The organism is Anabaena azotica FACHB-119, from assembly GCF_014697625.1.
GTDB lineage: Bacteria > Cyanobacteriota > Cyanobacteriia > Cyanobacteriales > Nostocaceae > Trichormus > Trichormus azoticus_A.
In genome coordinates, this window is sequence record NZ_JACJSG010000030.1 from 67,575 (window position 1) to 86,355 (window position 18,781).

Below are 18,781 nucleotides of genomic sequence, written 5' to 3' on the forward strand. Positions count from 1 at the left end.
ATGGGCGTAATTGGAGTTTTAAAACAGTTATCAGTTATCAGTTATCAGTTATCAGACGTATGGTGGGGGATAAAGAAGCGCCACCAACGCCATACACCAATTGGTGTGGTGTTTCACCTTCGTATTTAACTGGTAACTGTTGACTGTTCACTGTTAAATTGATGCAACTAAAATCTTATATAGTATATATGTACTAAATAAATTGTTACTTGTCAATTGGCTTTACAAAGACTTCACATAATACTTGATAGGCTAGGGTGGGAAATATAAATTTATCTGACGACGGCTGTAGTTTGATAAATTTGATATTGACGCAGGACTAACGCACAGTGATAGAGTACTTGTTTCACTAGGCGAATTTCCAGTTCTGAAAACATTTCTGCGTTTCTCTTCAACAGCCACAAATTACCGAAAATACCGTGGGTGGCAAAAATTGAGTAGATGAGAATTGTATGATGGCATTCCCATTCCTGTATCGAGTTAGGTTCCCAGCAACAAAATTGCGTCACATCTGCTGGCGGTAATTGGTGATAAAATTTAGGCGAGTTGATCAAGGACTCAATCACATTACAACTTTTACTATCTTGGCAATCGAGATATTGATGGGTAATAGTGCAATTGTCAAATTCAGGGTTGCACATAGTTAAATAACAACCATCGAGTTCTAAACTTCTAGCTAACTCTTGTACTACTAATTGCCAAATATTGGGTTCTGCGAAGCTATCATGCACCTTAGCTGTAATCAGTTGCATTTGCTCCACTAATTCTAGCGATCGCTGGAGTTGGTTAGTCAATTCTACAACTTTCTCTTCAAAAACTCGTTGAATTTTTTTTAAGTTTGCCTCTACTTGTAGACGTTGCTTAATTTCTTGTTGTAATTTTTGGTTTTGTGTTTTTAGTTGTCGCTGCTGGTGATGAATAATTAATTGGTGTGTAACTCTAGCTAAAACTTCCGCTTCTTGAAAAGGTTTAGTAATATAATCTGCCCCACCAAGGTCAAAAGCTTTTACTTTATCTATAGCTTGGTCTAATGCACTAATAAAAATAATAGGAATACTAGCAGTTTTTTCTTGAGACTTTAACTGTCTGCAAACTTCATAGCCATTAATTTCTGGCATATTAATATCCAGTAAAATTAAATCTGGAGGCTCGATTTGTGCAGCCTGAATTGCCATCTTGCCACTAACAGTTTTTCTTACCTTAAAGCCCTGAGACTCTAAAATTTTAGATAGCAACCTCAGATTATCAGGTGTATCATCAACAAGTAAAATAGGGCCAGATTCATTAAAATATTGAGGTATGTACATATTATTTTACTATAGACGGGTGAGGTTAATAATAGTTTCTAAATGAAAGTTATCAACTAAATCTTTTAGAGCATCAGCAAGTTGTTGCTCACTTTGGGGAATTTGGTTGATCAACCCATAGAGTTTTTCATCATCAATAACAAGGGCTGCATGATAGACTTGAGCAATCCAATCAGCAGGCATAATTTGCAAATCGGCTGCTGTTAACTGTAGAGATGACTTTTTAGGTTCAGGTAAGTTTTGAGTGGAACTTTCGGCATAAATATAACGTACACCGAGATATTCTGCCATTTTGTCAAAGAGAATAGTTTCTTCAAAAGGCTTGGTGACAAAATCATCAAAGCCAACTTTTAACACAAATTTTCTATCTTCCTCAAAAGCATTTGCAGTCAAAGCAATAATTGCTATATTTTCTCCTTGAGGAATAGCTCTAATTTGATTAGTTGCTTCATATCCATTTAATATAGGCATTTGGAGATCCATCCAAATCAAGTGCGGTTCCCATTCTTGGCAAAGATTAACTGCTTGCAAACCGTTCTCCGCCGCACAGACTTCAAAACCCACCGACTCCAAAAGTTTAACGATCAGCTGCCGATTTTCTTGAATATCCTCAACAATGAGAATGCGGTAATGAGGTTGTCCTGGTTCTAAACCAATTACTCTTCTAGTAATTTGTGCTAGAGGCAGAACATCAACGGTTTCTGCTATACTCAGTTGGACACGACAAGTAAAAGTTGTACGTTGAGATAAAGTACTCTGGACTGTTACCTCACCCCCCATCAATCTGGCAAACTGACGGCTAATAGGTAAACCCAACCCTGTTCCCTGGGTGAATTGTCGCCCACTCTTGGCTTGGACAAAGGCATCAAAAATTAACTCCATATCTTCAGTATCAATTCCAGGGCCTGTATCTTCAACTGCAAATTCAATCATTACTTTCCCTAGCGCTGGGGAAGAATCACGAGGATAGGAAACTTTGACTGCTATATGACCAGTAGCAGTAAATTTAATTGCATTACCTATGAGGTTAATTAATATTTGTCTGAGTTTATTTTCATCTCCACAAACATATTGATTCACCTCTGGACTTAATTCAATAATTAAGTCGAGTCCTTTATCTAAAGCTTTGAGAGCAAACATCTCCCGAATTGAGTAAATTAGACGATGCAGGTCAAAATAGTTTTCATTTAAGGTTAATTGACCAGCTTCAATTTTAGACATTTCTAAAACATCATTAATTAACCCTAACAAGTGTTCGCCACTTCTACTAATGATGTCTAAATTTTCCTTATCTTCATAGGATAAAGCGTGATTACGGGCTATAAGTTGGGTAAACCCCAAAATAGCATTAAGTGGTGTGCGTAATTCATGACTCATCTTGGCAAGAAATTGGCTCTTAGCGCGGTTGGCAATTTCTGCTTGTTCTGCTGCTTGCTTGAGTGCTGCATGGGAAAATTCTAATGCAGCAAGCATCAGATTATTTTTCATTTCCTGAGCAACTTCAATTTCAAAATGCTGCCAAGGCAATGATTTATCTTTGACAGTTTCTTTCCACAATTCAAATGATTTGCGTGGGGATAAAAGCAAGCTATTATCTGAATCAACAGACACTGGTTTATTAGGGTTCCCTGCCCAATTAACAGTATGAATTTGTTCTGGTCGGAACCAGATAATGTGATATGACCTATGATTAAGGACAATGGAGATTGCTAATATACCACAAGCTTTATCTTTAAAATTCTTTGCTTTTGCATACAGTTGGGGTAAGGAATCTGTGTATATAATCTCTTGAGCATTTTGGCTCATCAGCCAGTTGACGATCGCTTGCGTCTGTGTTGGTGTTGGTGTAGACCCCAGTAGCGTTAGTTGTCCCTCTAATAAAATCGCCGCCCCTTGTGCCTGAACTAATTCTAATAAACTTGCTTCATTCCGCTTAAATACATTCCCGATGTAGTCTGACTCATCAGATAATGCCTGTCTTAACTGTTCTTGAATTAATTTTACTTGTTGGCGGTAAGAATGCAGCGATCGCTCTTGTCGATTAAGTAATTCTATGGATGCAAACTTACCGATCAATTCGCATATTTTGCGAACTTCATAATTAACGTTTTTAGGTGTGTAATGGTGACAAGCTATCAAACCCCAAAGCCTTTTTTCATTAATCAGGGAGACACAAACAGTAGCTGTAACACCCATATTTTGCAAATACTCGATATGTAAAGGTGATACACTTCTCAATACCGCCTCGCTCAAATCAAGCGGTGTATCTGTCAGAGGATTGTTTGTGGGTATCAATCTTACAGGTTGATAATTAATATCTGGGATCAGTCGCAGCCATTTTTGATAGTAAAGTCTTCTGGCTTGCACGGGAATATCAGAGGCTGGATAATGTAGTCCTAAATAGCTATCTAAATGACTTTCTTTATCTTCAGCAATGATGACTCCACTGTTATCTGCTTCAAACTTATAAATCACTACCCTGTCAAATTGGGTGATTTGTTTCAACTCATGAGTAATGTTTCGATACAATTCTGCCATACTTGTAGAATTACGGATATTGGCGATCGCTTGTTCTAAAAATTGATAATTTTCTAAATAATCGCTGGTTTTTCTTGATTCTTGGGCTTCTAGCTCTAAGATTAAAACGTCACCAGAGCGATGCAGCATACCTAGAAAAAATTCAGACTTAAGCTGATGAGCAACTTCATTACCAGTTAACAGATTCTGATTAATCTTCAATAACTGTATAAATACTTGGTTTTCTTGCATTAAAGCATCCTGAATTATACTGACTTGCTCAGGTGATATTAAGTGGCTTAAATGTTTACCTATGAAAAATTCTGGGTAAACACTGAAAAAAACCTTCGTATTTTCACTAGCTTGTAAAATTGTCAGTTCTGGTTCTTGTAAAACTATCAACACGCCATGCGGCTGTGTCAGTCCTGGTATATGAATAGGCTCGCGATCGCAATTTGTAATATCAAATTTTTCTGGGACAATCACTTCTGAATCTTTCATCTTTTACAAGAATTTTTATACCCAATAATATTATGTAATTCATAACACAAATTTATTTAAAAATTCATGTGTTACTGATATTTTTGAAACAAATCCAAAATTGTTGTCGGCCTTGGTATTAAATCACCTTACTCTTCACTGAGTCTCACTCTGTATTCGATAGCAATAAGTAATTACTAGGGTAAATTAGTATATACAAGTAGGTAGCCGTAAATATTTACTGTTGGGAAAAGGCAGGAGTTATGAGGAAAGAAGGTTTCAGCTTGTTTTACTTTTATTTACATAGTTTGTTTTTTCCACTTCTTTATACTTAAATATACATAAAATTTTATCTATTTTTGTTAAAATAAGTTTATATAAACTGTTTTAAGTTTTAGGACTTACGCAAGTGTCATAATCAAACTAACTGTAGGTTGCGTCAGCCCCAATAATTTCGTACAAATTCAAGGATTTTCCACATCTGACGCACCCTAAAATTGTGCCAGTTGCGTAAGTCCTGAGTTTGTTAAAATATGAATTTTTTCTTATTTCTTGATTTTGTTTATGTAAATTGAACAAGTTGAGTTTAAGCTAATACCAATTCTCTATGAAGTTGAGCCAAATAAATAATGTAGAGACGTTGCATGCAACGTCTCTACAGTCAAGAATAAAGCGCATCTATGGCTACGCCAGACAAGCTACATGAAGAAACGGTATAAGGAACTTCTTAGTAAATATCTTATCCTGGCGCTGACTTTTCACGTCATGTGGAAAAGTTAACGCTCCTACCTAACCCCCCAGCCCCCTTCCCTTCAAGGGAAGGGGTAGCACAATTAAAGCCTCTCTCCTTCTAGGGGAGAGGTTTGGAGAGGGGTCTTTTAGAACCTTGCGAACTAGGTTGAGAATCAAAATTGCTAAAAAAACTATAAATAATCATAAAAAAAAATTCTTCTTTTATCACCTCAAAAAGGATATTAATTTTAATGTTGTTGCAGTAAAGGATAACGCTTTGCTTAGAACTGCATTATCATTATTGAATCTTACTGTTTTCTTTTGGTTATTAAACCTCACTGCCACAAAAGCAGACATCATTCCCGATACTACACTTCCCAATAACTCAACTGTTAGAGAGGTGGGAAACCTGAGAGTAATTGAGGGAGGTACTCAAAGGGGAGTAAATTTATTTCATAGTTTTCAAGAATTTTCTTTCTCTGCTTTAACTAGCAACTATACAGGTGACACTGCCATTTTTAACCATAATTTGGGAGTGCAAAATATTATTACCAGAGTAACAGGTAGTACATCCTCTTATATTGATGGACTGATTACAGCCACGAGAGGAAGTAGAGCTAATCTGTTTTTTATCAATCCCCACGGCATCATTTTAGGGCCAAATGCTAGTTTAAACATTGGTGGTTCTTTTGTAGCAACTACAGCCAATAGCCTCAAATTTGCTGATGGTACAGAATTTAGTGCGACTGCTGCCAATCAGGTTCCTTTATTAACAGTGAGTGTTCCTTTAGGGCTACAATTTGGTAATAATCCAGGGAATATTGAACAACCAATTTCTTATGATTTACCCTTGGTTTTGCAAGTAGAAAATGGCAAAACTTTGGCGTTAATTGGCGGTAATATACTGCTTGAAAGTAGTATTTTGTCAGCACCGGGTGGCAGAATTGAATTAGGTAGTGTGGCTGGCAATAGTTTTGTCAGCTTGAGCGAAATTGATAAGGGTTATGCTTTGGGATATTTAGGGGTAAAAGACTTTAGAGATATCAAAATCTCTGCGGGAACTTTGATTAATACAGATAATTTACCAAGGCAAGATAGTAGCGGTGCTATACAAATTCAAGCGAGAAATATCAGGATTGAAGATTCGCTAATTTTTGCAGTTAATTTTGGTGTACAATCAGGCGATCGCCTAACTATTAATGCTACAGAATCTCTCAAATTATCTGGTGGCTCTAGTATATTCACTATCGCACAAAATACAGGTCAAGCAGGAGATATCTGGATTAAAGCAAAAAATTCTCTAGAACTAGGACAAGAAGCATTTATTGCTTCACAAGTCTGCTCATTAAGTGGAAATTGCCAAAACGTTACAGGTAATGGTGGTAATATTCATATTGAAACTGGACGGCTTTTAGTAACAGATGGTGCAGGGATAGAAGCCTCTACATTTGGTGCAGGTAATGCAGGTAATATCTTCATAAAAGCTACAGATTCTATAAACTTAATCGGAGAAAGTCCTGATGGCAATATACCCAGTGGAATTTTTGCTGAAGTTGCTCGTGACGCTACCAAGAATGCAGGTAATACGGGAACAATTTCCTTGGAAACTCAACGTTTGCAGATCGCAGGTGGCGCACAAATATTAAATATCGCTAGATATGGTACTCAAGGAGGTAATGTCAATATCAAAGCTTCAGAAAGTATTTATGTGAGTGGTGCTTCTCAATTTGCTACAACCTCACCTTTAGATATTTTTCGGAGTGGGATTTTTGTATCTACTCAAGCAGGAACTACTAACAATACATTAAATATTAATACCGGAAAGTTTACTGTAGCAGATGGGGCCAGAATTACAACCGATAACTTAAATATTATCAGCGATCGCTTAATTGTCCAAGATGGTGCAAAAATTGCTGTCACCGGCGAGTCGGGGAACTTGGTAATTAATGCGCGATCGCTTAAACTAGATAACCAAGGTCAACTAACTACTCAAACTAACTCAGGTAATGGTGGCAATATCACCCTCAACCTCAACGAGAGTTTGCAACTCAGTCGTAATAGTCGCATTTCTACCTTTGTTGGTGGCAATGGTGGCAACATAGAAATTAACAGTCCCTTAATTGTGGCGACCCCCAACGAAAATAGCGACATCACCGCCTATACTTTTAGGGGTACGGGGGGTAAAGTCACAACTAATACTGCAAGTATTTTAGGTTTAGTTGTCCGTAGTCGAGCAGAACTTGCACAAATTCTCAATACTACCGATCCCTATCAGCTTGACTCAGCCAGCCTAGCAAGCAACGATATCATCACTCTCTCACAGACTAAACCCTCTTTAAAAGCTACACTCCCACCAAGCACACCTGAAGTAAACTCAAACCGAAAATTTCTCCCACTCCCAACTCGTCCTCTTGACACATCAGAGCAAATTACTCAAACTTGTAGTTCAAATAGTAGTTCCAAAGAAAAACTAGAAACCGGAAACTCCCCTGACAACAGCGACTCTCAAGAAAATCCTTCTTCCGCGCAACCTTCCCAACACAATCATTTGTTACAAAGCAGTAATATTTACCCGCATACTGTTGTGGAAAACCCTGATTCCCCTAAAATTGTAGAAGCACAGGGATGGATAATTGATCACAATGGCCAAATTATCTTAGTTGCTCGCATCCCTACTGCGAATTATCAGTATCCCTGGTATTCGTCTACCATCTGCCATGTTCATGAATAAAACTGCTCAGGTCTGTTATCGTGCTGTTATTAACAGCATAGCAAAGATGAAAGGCAAGTTAATCAAATTCTTCCGTTTGTCTTTGTGTTTTCTGTTGGCTTTGCTTTGTACAGTTAATGCGCCTGTGCTGGCTAAAGTATCAACCCCAAACACACCAGTTACTTCCACAGTTCCTTTGTTAGAGCAAGGTAAAATATTATACGACGCAGGCAGATTTGCCGAAGCAGTGCAGATATTACAGCAAGCTGTACAAGAATATAGGCAAAAAGGTGAGCATCTCAGGCTGGTTGCAACCTTGAGTAACTTGTCGTTAGCATACCAGCAACTAGGAGCATGGAACGAAGCACAGCAAGCAATTAAAGAGAGTTTAAATTTACTTGCAGACAAACAAGCAAACCTACAAGTATTAGCCCAAGCATTAGATATTCAAGGCCGTCTGCAACTAGCAATGGGTAAAGCAGAGACAGCTTTAAGCACTTGGCAACGCACAGCAGAGATTTATCGACAAACTGAGAATTTTCCTGGCGAAGTGCGATCGCAAATCAATCAAGCCCAAGCATGGCGGACACAAGGCTTTTATCGTCGGGCTGTGAAAATTTTACAAGAAGTTGGGGAGAAGTTACATTCACAACCAGACTCATTAGAAAAAGCCGTAGGATGGCGATCGCTTGGTGATGCCTTAATGGTAGCGGGAAATTTAACCGATTCCCAAACAAGTTTAGAACAAAGTCTAGCAGTTGCCCAGCGTCTACAAATACCTAAAGAAATCGCCGCCAGTTTCTTTAGTTTGGGGAATAACGCCCGCGCCAAACATCAAACTTCACAAGCAATCAATTACTATCAAAAAGCAGTAGCCATAACCCCCTCACACTTAACAAAACTGCAAGCTCAAATTAACTACCTCAGCTTACTACTAGAAAATCAACAATTAACAGAAGCGCAAACTTTAATACCAGCAATTCAAGAGGAAATTAATCAACTTCCTCCCAGTCGCGCTCCTATCTACGCCCAAATTAACTTTGCTCAAAGTCTGATCAAAGTGATCAATACAGATTACCTAGCGCTGAATAAAAATGGTACATCAATACCCAGCACTGAGGATTTAGCAAAGTTACTAGCAAAAGCTATCCAACAAGCCCAAAGTTTGGGGGACAACAGAGCAGAAGCCTATGCAACATTAAGTTTAGGCAATTTGTATGAACAAAACCAGCAATGGGCAGAAGCAAAAAGTCTCACAAGAAAAGCATTAATTTTAGCCCAAGGTAGTAATGCCGCAGACATTATCTATCGGTTAGAGTGGCAATTGGGAAGATTGTTATGGGCGCAAAAAGATATTTCTGGTGCGATCGCCGCTTATGATGCAGCAGTAGAAACCCTAAAATCTCTCCGCAGTGACCTAGTAGCTGTCAACCAAGACGTGCAATTCAACTTCCGCGACAGTGTAGAACCAGTTTATCGCCAATCAGTAGAATTACTATTACAATCCCAGCCAGACAAACTTGATGCAAAAACTCTTGATAAAGCCCGTCAACGGATTGAAGCCTTACAATTAGCAGAATTAGATAACTTCTTTCGGGAAGCTTGCCTACAAGGTCAAGCTGTGTTACTCGATAAAGTAGTAGACCAAGATAACCCCACATCTGCCATTTTCTACCCAATTATTTTGCCGCAACAGATTCAGGTAATCGTCAAGATTCCTAACAAACCTTTGCAGTTGCACAGCATTGATATTAAACAACCAGAAGTAGACAAAGTTATCAGCGAACTGCGAAGAAATTTAGTTAATCCCACAGCTAGCAAAGTTATTAAAGCACAAGCACAACAAGTTTATAACTGGCTCATCAAACCTGTAGAATCACAACTAGCAGCCAGTGGAGTCAAAACTTTAGTATTTGTCCCAGATGGGTTGTTACGAAATTTACCACTAGGCGCACTATATGATGGCAAACAGTATTTAATAGAGAAATATGCGATCGCACTCAGTGTGGGTTTGCAACTCCTCGACCCCAAACCCCTCCAGCGAGGACAACTCAAAGCTTTAACAGCCGGACTAACTCAACCCCCGCCAGATTTTCCCAACTTTTCCCCATTACCCGCCATCAAGGCAGAAGTAGACTTAATTGCTAGCGCCGGAGTGGATATCACCAGCTTGCTAGACCAGCAATTCACCCGCGAAGCACTAGAAAAAGAAGTTAAAAACGTTTCCTTTAACGTAGTGCATTTAGCCACACATGGTCAGTTTAGCTCCCGTGCGGAAAATACTTTCATTTTGGCAGCCGATGGGCCAATTAACGTCATTCAATTCGATACCCTACTGCGTGGTCGAGAGCAAATTCGCCCGAATGCAGTCGAACTATTAGTATTAAGCGCCTGTCAAACCGCAGCCGGCGACAACCGCGCCGCCCTTGGTTTAGCCGGAGCCGCAGTCCGCGCCGGCGCACGCAGTACAGTAGCATCTTTATGGCAAATAGATGATGAATCAACGGCTTTATTGGTGGGTGAATTTTATAAACAACTCAAAACTAGCAGCACCACCAAAGCCGAAGCCCTCCGCCGCGCCCAGTTAAAGTTATTAAAACATCCCAACTACGGCGCACCAAGTTATTGGTCTGCTTATGTGATGATTGGCAATTGGTTATAGATTAGTTATTGGTCATTAGTGTGATCGCCTTCTTTGCCGCAGACATATAGCCATTTTCAATCTAATGAGGTAGAGGTATGCAAATAGACCTAACCCCCTAACCCCCTTCCCGAAGCGGGAAGGGGGAACAATTCAAAGCCTCTCTCCTTTTAGGCTACGGTGTACACACAAGTACTATATACAAGGGTTTCAGGCGTTATAGCCCCTTAAATTGTCATTACGAGCGGAGCGAAGTAATCACATAATCCCGTGGTTTTTGCAATTGCTTCGTCGTTCCTCCTCGCAATGACAGGTTTGAGAGAGCGATCGCACAACCTAAAGCTAGATGACGAAACCAAGTACTAAAGGGAATTTTCCGACTTGTGTGTACACCGTAGCTCCTTTTAGGAGAGAGGTTTGGAGAGAGGTTAAAATTGTACTTCACTAGACCGAGAACCGCTATAACTCATATAAAATAATGCCTAGATTTGCACATCTCCTGTTTGAAAAATCTGTTCTGCGGTTAAATTCAATTCTCTTAATATGGGTGAAATAATGCGATCGCTTCCACGAAACTGGCTGATCTGGTACTCACCATCAACTAGTCAATAGACTGATATTGTCGGTTGTTTGGGATTGCCAATAAACCGCCTACCACCTAAAGCGGCGTAATCAACAATCCAATATTCAGAGATTCCCACTGTTTCATAAGCAGCCACTTTTGTCAAATAATCATCACGCCAGTTACTACTAACCACTTCAATCACCAATGGTAGAGATTTAGCTAGGCTGACAGTAGAGTCTTTTTTCCAAAGGGTTTCATTAACTAAATTGGGGCGGTTTAGTACCAGCACATCTGGTGAGTAAGCTGATTCACTCTCAAGCGGTTTAACTAATGCTGTTTTGGGAATGAAGTAGGGCAGTTTTAGCCGCCCAATTTCTATAGATATATTCAGTGCCAAAAAACCTATAACTTCTTCGTGTTCACCAGTAGGCTGAGACATCTCTATAACTACTCCATCATGCAGCTCATAGCGTTTTCCAGAGTTGTCTGGGTATTTGGCTACGAATTCATCGAATGTGACTAGTTTGCGTATGGCTTGAGTCATAAATTTATCGCTCCCAGTAGTTATTTCGGCAATGCTTGCGGTGGAAACTGAGTTTTGTTGAGGTGCTGGCTACGCATTTGTTATTTTAGCGATCGCATTTCTCTTGCCCAAGAGCGATCGCGTTGTGCTTTCTTAAATCAAGAGTAGGGCATTACGGATAAATCTATTTGTGTAAAATCAAAGTGCAGCAGAGATTTTTCTATATTAGGACTTACGCAACTGGCATATTTTTTCTGTAGGGTGTGTGAGGAGCGATAATATTTGAACCTAGTCATGAGACTTGTAGCGTCACGCACCAACCACCAATTGTGACACTTGCGTAAGTCCTGTATATGAAAGTGTGCGAGTCATCCAACCCAGGAGTTTCCCCACCATGATCGCAGCCAAAGACAACACCCCCCACCTCACCCCAGACGATTACTTTGCCTGGGAAGCAACCCAACTGGAAAAACACGAATACATCGACGGCAAAGTTTACGCCATGAGCGGCGGCAGTGTCAATCACGGTCGTATCGCCATCCGCTTCACCGCCATGTTCGACAGCCACTTAGAAAATACAGGTTGCATCACTGGAAATTCTGATGTCAAAGTCAATATCTTTGGCAGTAATAACTATACCTACCCAGATGCCAGCGTTACCTGCGACGATCGCGACAAAACCACAACCCATTATATTACTTACCCCTGCTTAATCGTCGAAGTCCTCTCCGCCAGCACCGAAGCCTACGACAGAGGTAGCAAATTCCGAATGTACCGCCAAAACCCAGCCTTAATCGATTACCTACTAGTCAGTTCCACCAGCATCGAAATCGATTTGTATCACAAAAATGACGCAGGGGACTGGTTGATTATTAACTACAAAGCAGGCGACACAATCGAACTCAAAAGCATTAACCTCAACTTTCCCATTGAACAAGTCTATCGCGGTTTAACCCTTGAACCAGAGAATAGGGAATAGAATCAAAGCATTACCCATTTCCTTCTACCTATTGCCCAATATGCTAACCCTGGAACCCGTAATCCAAAAAATCCAACAACTCCCCCCGAACAACAAAAAAGTGGTCGAATTTGTGGAATTTCTAGAATTTCAAGCGAGCCGCAAACACCCACTGCATCAGAAACCGCCGAAACATCCTTCGCCGACGCGACTAAAGAATTTATCGGCTGCCTTGATAGCGATCTCGAAGACCTATCCCATAATCCCCAATACTTAGCAGGATTCGGAAAATAATGACTCAAAAAAGGCAACGTCTTCGAGCGAGTGCAAGTATTTTTCGAGTTAGCAAGATTGTGGGAAAACAAGGAAATTAACACCAATTCCTACACATAGAAGCATAGCAGGAAGACAAGTAGTATTCTTTCTTTTTAAAGCAGATTTAGTGATGAAAATTGTTTCTATAAAAATTAAAAATTATCGAGCCTTTGAATCTCTAGAGATCAAAGAAATTCCAACCTTTTGCGTCATCATCGGAGCCAATGGTACAGGTAAATCTACCCTATTCGATATTTTTGGTTTTCTACGCGATGCCCTAAAAAATAACATTCGTCAAGCCCTTCAGATCCGAGGTGGATTTAATGAAGTTGTCACTAGAGGCAAAGAAAAAGAAGATATCGAAATAGAACTAAAATTCCGCATGAATATTCTGGAAACAGAGCGCCTCGTTACCTATGTCTTAAATGTTGGACAAGAAGAAAGACGACCCTTAGTTAAAAGAGAAATTCTACGTTACAAACGCGGCGAATACGGTTCTCCCTATCACTTTCTCGACTTCCAAAACGGTAAAGGATATGCCATCACCAATGAAGAAAACTTTGAACAAACGGACGAAGAACTAGAACGTGAAGAACAACAACTCGAATCCAATGATATTTTAGCAATTAAAGGACTGGGGCAATTTCAACGTTTCAAAGCCGCCAGCGCCTTCCGTTCACTGATTGAAAATTGGCACGTTTCCGACTTCCATATCAGCGATGCCAGAGGCAGCAAAGATGCACTCTATGCCGAACATCTCTCCCCCACAGGCGATAATATGGCACTCGTTGCCCAATATATTTATCAAAACCATCCCGATATATTCCAAACCATCCTCACAAAAATGCAGGAAAGAGTCCCCGGTATTTCTAAAGTAGAAGCAAAAGAAACAGAAGACGGAAGATTAATCCTTAAGTTTCAAGACCAAGCTTTTAAAGATCCCTTCATTGATCGCTATGTTTCTGATGGCACAATGAAAATGTTTGCCTATTTAATTTTGCTCTTCGATCCCAAACCCCACCCCCTACTTTGCGTCGAAGAACCCGAAAACCAACTTTATCCTAGTTTGCTTCACGAACTTGCTGAAGAATTTGCCAGTTATGCCCATAGAGGCGGACAAGTCTTTGTTTCTACTCATTCCCCCGACTTTCTGAATGCCGTTCCCCTAGACAGTATTTTCTGGCTGATAAAAGAACAAGGCACTACAAAAATTTTCCGAGCTACCGATAGCGAAATCCTGAAAAACTTAGTTCAAGCTGGAGATTTACCTGGCTATCTTTGGAATCAAGGTTGGTTTGAAGGAGTCGCTCCCTAATGAGTTACGATCTTATTTTTTTATTAGAAGAACCTTCTATAGAAAATGTTTTAAAGGAAATCTTACCCAAAATAATTCCTGATGAAATCTCTTTTATTTGTATTCCTCACCAAGGTAAACAGGACTTAGCTAAATCTATACCAAAGAAAATTAGAGCCTTTCAATTTAACCCTGCCACAAAATTTGTTATTGTTCACGATCAAGACTCCCATGACTGTAAAAAACTCAAATCAGAACTTTTAGAAATTTGTCAAAATGCAGGAAACAAAAACATACTGATCCGAATAATATGTCATGAACTAGAATCTTGGTTTTTAGGTGATTTAGTTGCAGTTGAAAAAGCCTATGGGCTAAAACCCGAAAGTTTGAGTCAAAAACAAAATCAAACAAAGTTTCGTAACCCCGATCAACTCAACTCTGCTAAAGAAGAACTCAGAAAGTTAGTTTCAGAATATTATCCCGGCACTCATTCTAGGATGATTGCGCCCTATTTATCCTTGACTGAAAACAAATCTCGTAGTTTTCAAGTTTTTCTCGATGGCATCAATAAAATTCTCAACTAGAGTAACATGACCCAAAGCGAAGCCGAACTAGAACAAAAGCAGATTTATCGCCTAACTGGACTAGGTTACGAACCCGTCACCCTTCGCAATGCTGAAGACTTCAAAGCGAACCTCAAAACCCAACTAGAAAAACATAACCACATCAAACTCAGCGACACAGAGTTTAACAGCATCCTCAACCATCTCGATAAAGGTAACGTCTTTGACCGTGCCAAACGCCTCCGCGATAAAATGGAACTCAGGCGCGACGATGGTAAAACCTTTTACCTAGAATTTCTCAACACATAACACTGGTGTTACATTGACAACGGACAATTAGAAAGTAAAAAATGGGTAGTACTGGACTCGAACCAGTGACATCCTGCTTGTAAGGCAGGCGCTCTACCAACTGAGCTAACCACCCGCGCTTTTCGTTTGCGCTCACAATTAAATAATATAGCAAATAATTTTGGATTGCGCTACTATTTTTGAGAAAAAATTTTGCAAAATTTTTGAGAACCGATAAATGCCCTCTGGTCGGACGCACGATCGCATTACTCTCTGGGCGTTACCAATGGTGGCGGGTGTGACTTTTTGGCAAACTCGCTCTGGTAATGTCACTTTGTTGGTGGCTGGTGGGTTTATGTTTGGGGGGTTGATGTTCGGCCCTGATTTAGACATCTACTCGCGTCAATATCAACGCTGGGGTTTTCTGCGTTGGATTTGGCTACCTTATCAAAAAAGCCTCCGCCATCGCTCTTTCTTATCCCACGGGCCGCTAATCGGCACAACTCTCCGGGTTGTCTACCTGAGTAGCTTGTTGGCTGTGTTGACGCTGGTGATATTGGCAGTTGCCGATAAGCTCTTGAATATGGCTGTGACATGGCAGGATGTAGAAAGGACTGTAGGGCGATCGCTTTCCAGCTACACTCCCGAATTTCTTGCCCTGTTCTTAGGCTTAGAATTAGGGGCTATGAGTCATTCTCTCAGTGATTGGGGCGGTTCGGCTTACAAGCGTTTCCGCAAACAGGGGATTCGCGGCATACTTCCTAGTGGCAAAATTAAGAAGCGTAAAGTAACTCGTCGTAAGGGAGTAAGGGCGAATGACCGAGGAAAAAGTACAAAGTAACGGTGATTTGGCGGCGTTGCAAGAGTTAATTGATGTTGTCGCTAAGTTGCGATCGCCTGATGGGGGTTGTCCTTGGGATTTGGCACAAACTCCGCAAACGCTGACACCTTACGTCATTGAGGAGGCTTACGAGGTTGTAGATGCAATTAAGACGGGGGATAAAGAAGCGATCGCTGAGGAGTTGGGTGATTTACTATTACAAGTAGTTTTACAAGCCCAAATTGCTCGTGAATACGGTCAATTTTCTCTACAAGAAGTCGCTCAAGGTATTACACAAAAATTAATCCGTCGCCATCCTCATGTATTTGGTGATGTGTCGGTAAATAGCGCTGATGAGGTGCGGCAAAATTGGGAACAAATTAAGGCGGCGGAAAAAGGCGCAACCTCACCGGAAAGTCAAAAGTTGAGTGAAAAACTCAGTCGCTATGGGCGTACTCTACCACCACTGACAGCAGCGATGAAGATTTCCCAAAAGGCTGCGGCTGTGGGTTTTGAATGGGAAAATATTGATGGTGTGTGGGCAAAATTTCATGAGGAGTTGCAGGAATTTCAACAAGCTTTGGCTGAGGAAACGCCAGAACGCCAACAGGCGGAGTTAGGTGATTTACTATTTGCAGTCATTCAGTTAGCCCGTTGGCATAATCTAGACCCCAGCGAAGGATTACAAGGCACAAATCAACGCTTCGTTCAAAGGTTACAAAAAATGGAGGCGGTAGTCAATCGCCCCCTTTCCGATTACAGTTTGGATGAGTTAGAAGCATTATGGCAACAGGCTAAAGCCCAACTCGCTAAGGAGTAGATTTCCATTTAATATTGCAACCCACACTCGGTTTTTGTTCACCACTCACAGCTTGACCCGCCAATACTGCATCGATAGCTGCACGTAAATCTGCACCAGTTACGGGTTTACCATTGCTGGGGCGGCTATCATCTAATTGTCCTCTATATGCAAGCTGGCGCGAGCTATCAAAGACAAAGAAATCAGGTGTACAAGCAGCAGTATAAGCCTTGGCTGTTTCCTGTGTTTCGTCATAGCAAAAGGGAAATTGCCAACCTAATTCTATTGCCAAGGCTTTTAAAGCATCTGGTGCATCATCTGGATAATTTTCGGCATCGTTGGCGCTAATGGCGAGGATGCCTAAATCGCTGTGGAGATAATCTTGCCCTATCTTTGTTAATTCGCCTTGAATGTGCTTTACAAATGGACAATGCCGACAAATAAACATGATCAACAGTGCTTTTTTATCGGCAAAGGTAGACAGAGAAATTGTTTCACCAGAAACTACGTCTGGTAGATGGAAATCTGGAGCTTTTGTTCCTAGTGGAACCATCGTGGAAGCAGTTAAAGCCATAGTAGAATACCTTGATTTTGAATTTGGGAATGGGTAATAGCTAATTGGTAATTGTTTTCTACTATTACCAATTACCAATCCCCAGGATATTTTAATTGTTTAAAGGAACATAATATCACCTATTGATTAGTATCTGGCAAAATATTCTCTAGTAAAGGTGCAAGTTCGTTATTTAACCGACCAGAACGCACAAATTCTGCATAGGTATCTGCCTCAATTGCTAATAGCTCATCACGGAATTGTTCGGCTGTAAAGTGCCGGAGATTGGGATATTCATCATGTAATTTATCAATCTGTGTTTGTATTTGCTCAATTTCGCCTTGGATGAGTTTCTCTTGATAGCGAATAAACTCTGGGTCAATGCCTGGACGTTGTTCTATTTGGAGGTATTGTAAAACTCTCTCTAGGGCAACATTACGGGCAACTAATTCTAAATAATGCTGGCGTAAGGGTGCATCGCCTAGTAAGTTGAGTTTTTCCAGTAAGGGTTTAATCGTTAAACCTTGAACGAGTAGGGTAAATAAAACTACACCAAATACAGTGGCAATGACTTTTTCTCTGTCAGGTAATATTGTCGGTACACTCAAGGCTAAGGCGATGGAAACTGAACCACGTAACCCACCCCACCAGAGAATTGTTTGGTCGGGTAAAGATATTGCTGATTGAGTGATGGTTGCACTGATGTTGCTGAGAAGATAAAGTGCGATCGCTCGCATTAAAATCATCGCTACAACTGTAATACCGATGATTTGCAAGTTTTCTCCTAAACTAGCAAAGCGGATTTGATCGCCAATCAATAAAAACACAATGGAATTCACAAAAAATGCCAAAAATTCCCAAAATTCGGAAACAATAATCCTTGTCCGGGGATTCATCCCTATGCGCGAACCAAAGTTACCTAAAATTAAGCCTGTGGTCACAACTCCAATAACGCCAGAACCTCCCAAGTCTTCAGTAATTAAGTAAGTACCATAAGCAGAAACCAAGGTTAAGGACTGTTCCACCATTGGCAAGTCAAACCGTTGGGTAAGATAGGAAATACCAAAACCAATCAAACCACCGACAGCTAAACCGATACCCACAACTTGGCAAAACTGCAATAACAGGGGTTGAAATCCTAATTCGGCATTTCCTAAAGGTAAGGCTACCAAAAAACCAAAGGCAACTACCGCCATACCATCATTAAATAAGCTTTCACCCTCCATTAAGGTGGTAAGGCGACTACCTACACCCAACTCCCGAAACAAAGCAGTCACAGAAACCGGATCTGTTGCAGATAAGCTAGCACCGATAAGCAAGGCTGTAGTTAAGGAAAGTCCGGCTATTTGATTTAAACCAATGGCGACTCCGGCGATGGAGATAACCACCCCTAACACTGCATACAGACATATGGGGAGAAAATCTCGCTTCAAGTCAGACCATTTCAAATTCCAGGCGGCTTCAAATAATAGCGGTGGTAAAAAAATGAAGAGAATTAAGGCGGGGGAGAGGATGACAAGACGGACATCAACAACTGCTAAACCTAAGCCGACAATAACTAAGAGTAGGGTGTAGGGTATTTGCCGAAACCAGCTAAATACTTGGGGTAGGGTTGCTACTCCCAAGGACACCGAAAGGACTAGGAGGAACTGCTTGAGATTGCTAGCGATCGCTTCTTCACTGATTGCTGATTCTATTACCATAAATCAATATTTG

13 protein-coding genes, 1 tRNA gene and 1 pseudogene are annotated in these 18,781 nt (G+C 40.6%); 8 read left to right on the plus strand and 7 right to left on the minus strand.

Features of this window, described 5'->3' with window-relative positions:
* Positions 1–272: 272 nt before the first annotated feature.
* Positions 273–1,307 carry a response regulator gene (locus H6G83_RS35460; protein WP_242044717.1) on the minus strand — a complete coding sequence of 345 codons (1,035 nt, stop codon included), beginning with the start codon at positions 1,305–1,307 and terminating at the stop codon, positions 273–275.
* Between the two features lie 9 nt (positions 1,308–1,316).
* Positions 1,317–4,325 carry an ATP-binding protein gene (locus tag H6G83_RS21105; RefSeq protein WP_190475924.1) on the minus strand — a complete coding sequence of 1,003 codons (3,009 nt, stop codon included), beginning with the start codon at positions 4,323–4,325 and terminating at the stop codon, positions 1,317–1,319.
* Positions 4,326–5,313: 988 nt separating this feature from the next.
* Between H6G83_RS21105 and H6G83_RS21110 the strand changes: the two genes are divergently transcribed.
* Both H6G83_RS21110 and H6G83_RS21115 read left to right on the plus strand, forming a co-directional pair.
* Positions 5,314–7,767 (plus strand): two-partner secretion domain-containing protein, encoded by a 2,454-nt coding sequence (locus H6G83_RS21110; RefSeq protein WP_190475926.1) that lies wholly within the window; start codon positions 5,314–5,316, stop codon positions 7,765–7,767.
* Positions 7,760–10,408 (plus strand): CHAT domain-containing protein, encoded by a 2,649-nt coding sequence (locus H6G83_RS21115; protein ID WP_190475928.1) that lies wholly within the window; start codon positions 7,760–7,762, stop codon positions 10,406–10,408. The genes H6G83_RS21110 and H6G83_RS21115 overlap by 8 nt, the downstream gene beginning before the upstream one ends.
* A 217-nt stretch (positions 10,409–10,625) precedes the next feature.
* On the opposite strand, the gene H6G83_RS21120 is transcribed toward H6G83_RS21115, so the two are convergent.
* Positions 10,626–10,832, minus strand: a complete 207-nt coding sequence (locus tag H6G83_RS21120) for a hypothetical protein (RefSeq protein WP_190475930.1) — start codon at positions 10,830–10,832, stop codon at positions 10,626–10,628.
* A 37-nt stretch (positions 10,833–10,869) separates the two neighbouring features.
* Positions 10,870–11,496 (minus strand): annotated as a pseudogene (locus H6G83_RS21125) (Uma2 family endonuclease).
* Between the two features lie 373 nt (positions 11,497–11,869).
* On the opposite strand from H6G83_RS21125, the gene H6G83_RS21130 reads away from it, so the two are divergent.
* The 4 genes from H6G83_RS21130 (at position 11,870) to H6G83_RS21145 (ending at position 14,914) form a co-directional block, all read left to right on the plus strand.
* A complete protein-coding gene (locus tag H6G83_RS21130; RefSeq protein ID WP_190475933.1) occupies positions 11,870–12,454 on the plus strand; it encodes a Uma2 family endonuclease in 585 nt (194 codons plus the stop codon).
* 424 nt (positions 12,455–12,878) lie between these two features.
* On the plus strand, positions 12,879–14,063 hold the full coding sequence (locus H6G83_RS21135) for an AAA family ATPase (protein ID WP_190475935.1): 1,185 nt from the start codon (positions 12,879–12,881) through the stop codon (positions 14,061–14,063).
* Complete coding sequence (locus H6G83_RS21140) at positions 14,063–14,626, plus strand: DUF4276 family protein (protein ID WP_190475937.1); 564 nt, start codon at positions 14,063–14,065, stop codon at positions 14,624–14,626. Before H6G83_RS21135 ends, H6G83_RS21140 begins: the two co-directional genes overlap by 1 nt.
* 6 nt (positions 14,627–14,632) lie before the next feature.
* Entirely contained in the window at positions 14,633–14,914 is a 282-nt protein-coding gene (locus tag H6G83_RS21145) for a hypothetical protein (RefSeq protein ID WP_190475939.1), read from the plus strand.
* 42 nt (positions 14,915–14,956) lie between these two features.
* On the opposite strand, the gene H6G83_RS21150 is transcribed toward H6G83_RS21145, so the two are convergent.
* Positions 14,957–15,029: transfer RNA gene (locus H6G83_RS21150), tRNA-Val, on the minus strand.
* 102 nt (positions 15,030–15,131) lie between these two features.
* On the opposite strand from H6G83_RS21150, the gene H6G83_RS21155 reads away from it, so the two are divergent.
* Positions 15,132–15,734, plus strand: a complete 603-nt coding sequence (locus H6G83_RS21155; RefSeq protein ID WP_190475941.1) for a metal-binding protein — start codon at positions 15,132–15,134, stop codon at positions 15,732–15,734.
* Complete coding sequence (mazG, locus tag H6G83_RS21160) at positions 15,709–16,533, plus strand: nucleoside triphosphate pyrophosphohydrolase (RefSeq protein WP_190475943.1); 825 nt, start codon at positions 15,709–15,711, stop codon at positions 16,531–16,533. Before H6G83_RS21155 ends, mazG begins: the two co-directional genes overlap by 26 nt.
* Here mazG and H6G83_RS21165 read toward each other — a convergent pair.
* Together H6G83_RS21165 and H6G83_RS21170 are read right to left on the minus strand one after the other, a co-directional pair.
* Positions 16,523–17,086: a thioredoxin family protein gene (locus tag H6G83_RS21165; protein ID WP_190475944.1), complete on the minus strand. Its 564-nt coding sequence runs from the start codon at positions 17,084–17,086 to the stop codon at positions 16,523–16,525. The two genes, mazG and H6G83_RS21165, sit on opposite strands and share 11 nt — an antisense overlap.
* 119 nt (positions 17,087–17,205) lie before the next feature.
* A complete protein-coding gene (locus H6G83_RS21170) occupies positions 17,206–18,768 on the minus strand; it encodes a cation:proton antiporter (protein ID WP_190475945.1) in 1,563 nt (520 codons plus the stop codon).
* Positions 18,769–18,781 lie beyond the last annotated feature (13 nt).

Bases quoted from the DNA above. Each gene is read 5' to 3' on its own strand.
- H6G83_RS35460 (WP_242044717.1), bottom strand. From the start codon at position 1,307: ATGTACATACCTCAATATTTTAATGAATCTGGCCCTATTTTACTTGTT.
- H6G83_RS21105 (WP_190475924.1), bottom strand. From the start codon at position 4,325: ATGAAAGATTCAGAAGTGATTGTCCCAGAAAAATTTGATATTACAAAT.
- H6G83_RS21115 (WP_190475928.1), top strand. From the start codon at position 7,760: ATGAATAAAACTGCTCAGGTCTGTTATCGTGCTGTTATTAACAGCATA.
- H6G83_RS21130 (WP_190475933.1), top strand. From the start codon at position 11,870: ATGATCGCAGCCAAAGACAACACCCCCCACCTCACCCCAGACGATTAC.
- H6G83_RS21135 (WP_190475935.1), top strand. From the start codon at position 12,879: ATGAAAATTGTTTCTATAAAAATTAAAAATTATCGAGCCTTTGAATCT.
- H6G83_RS21140 (WP_190475937.1), top strand. From the start codon at position 14,063: ATGAGTTACGATCTTATTTTTTTATTAGAAGAACCTTCTATAGAAAAT.
- H6G83_RS21145 (WP_190475939.1), top strand. From the start codon at position 14,633: ATGACCCAAAGCGAAGCCGAACTAGAACAAAAGCAGATTTATCGCCTA.
- H6G83_RS21155 (WP_190475941.1), top strand. From the start codon at position 15,132: ATGCCCTCTGGTCGGACGCACGATCGCATTACTCTCTGGGCGTTACCA.
- mazG (WP_190475943.1), top strand. From the start codon at position 15,709: ATGACCGAGGAAAAAGTACAAAGTAACGGTGATTTGGCGGCGTTGCAA.
- H6G83_RS21165 (WP_190475944.1), bottom strand. From the start codon at position 17,086: ATGGCTTTAACTGCTTCCACGATGGTTCCACTAGGAACAAAAGCTCCA.
- H6G83_RS21170 (WP_190475945.1), bottom strand. From the start codon at position 18,768: ATGGTAATAGAATCAGCAATCAGTGAAGAAGCGATCGCTAGCAATCTC.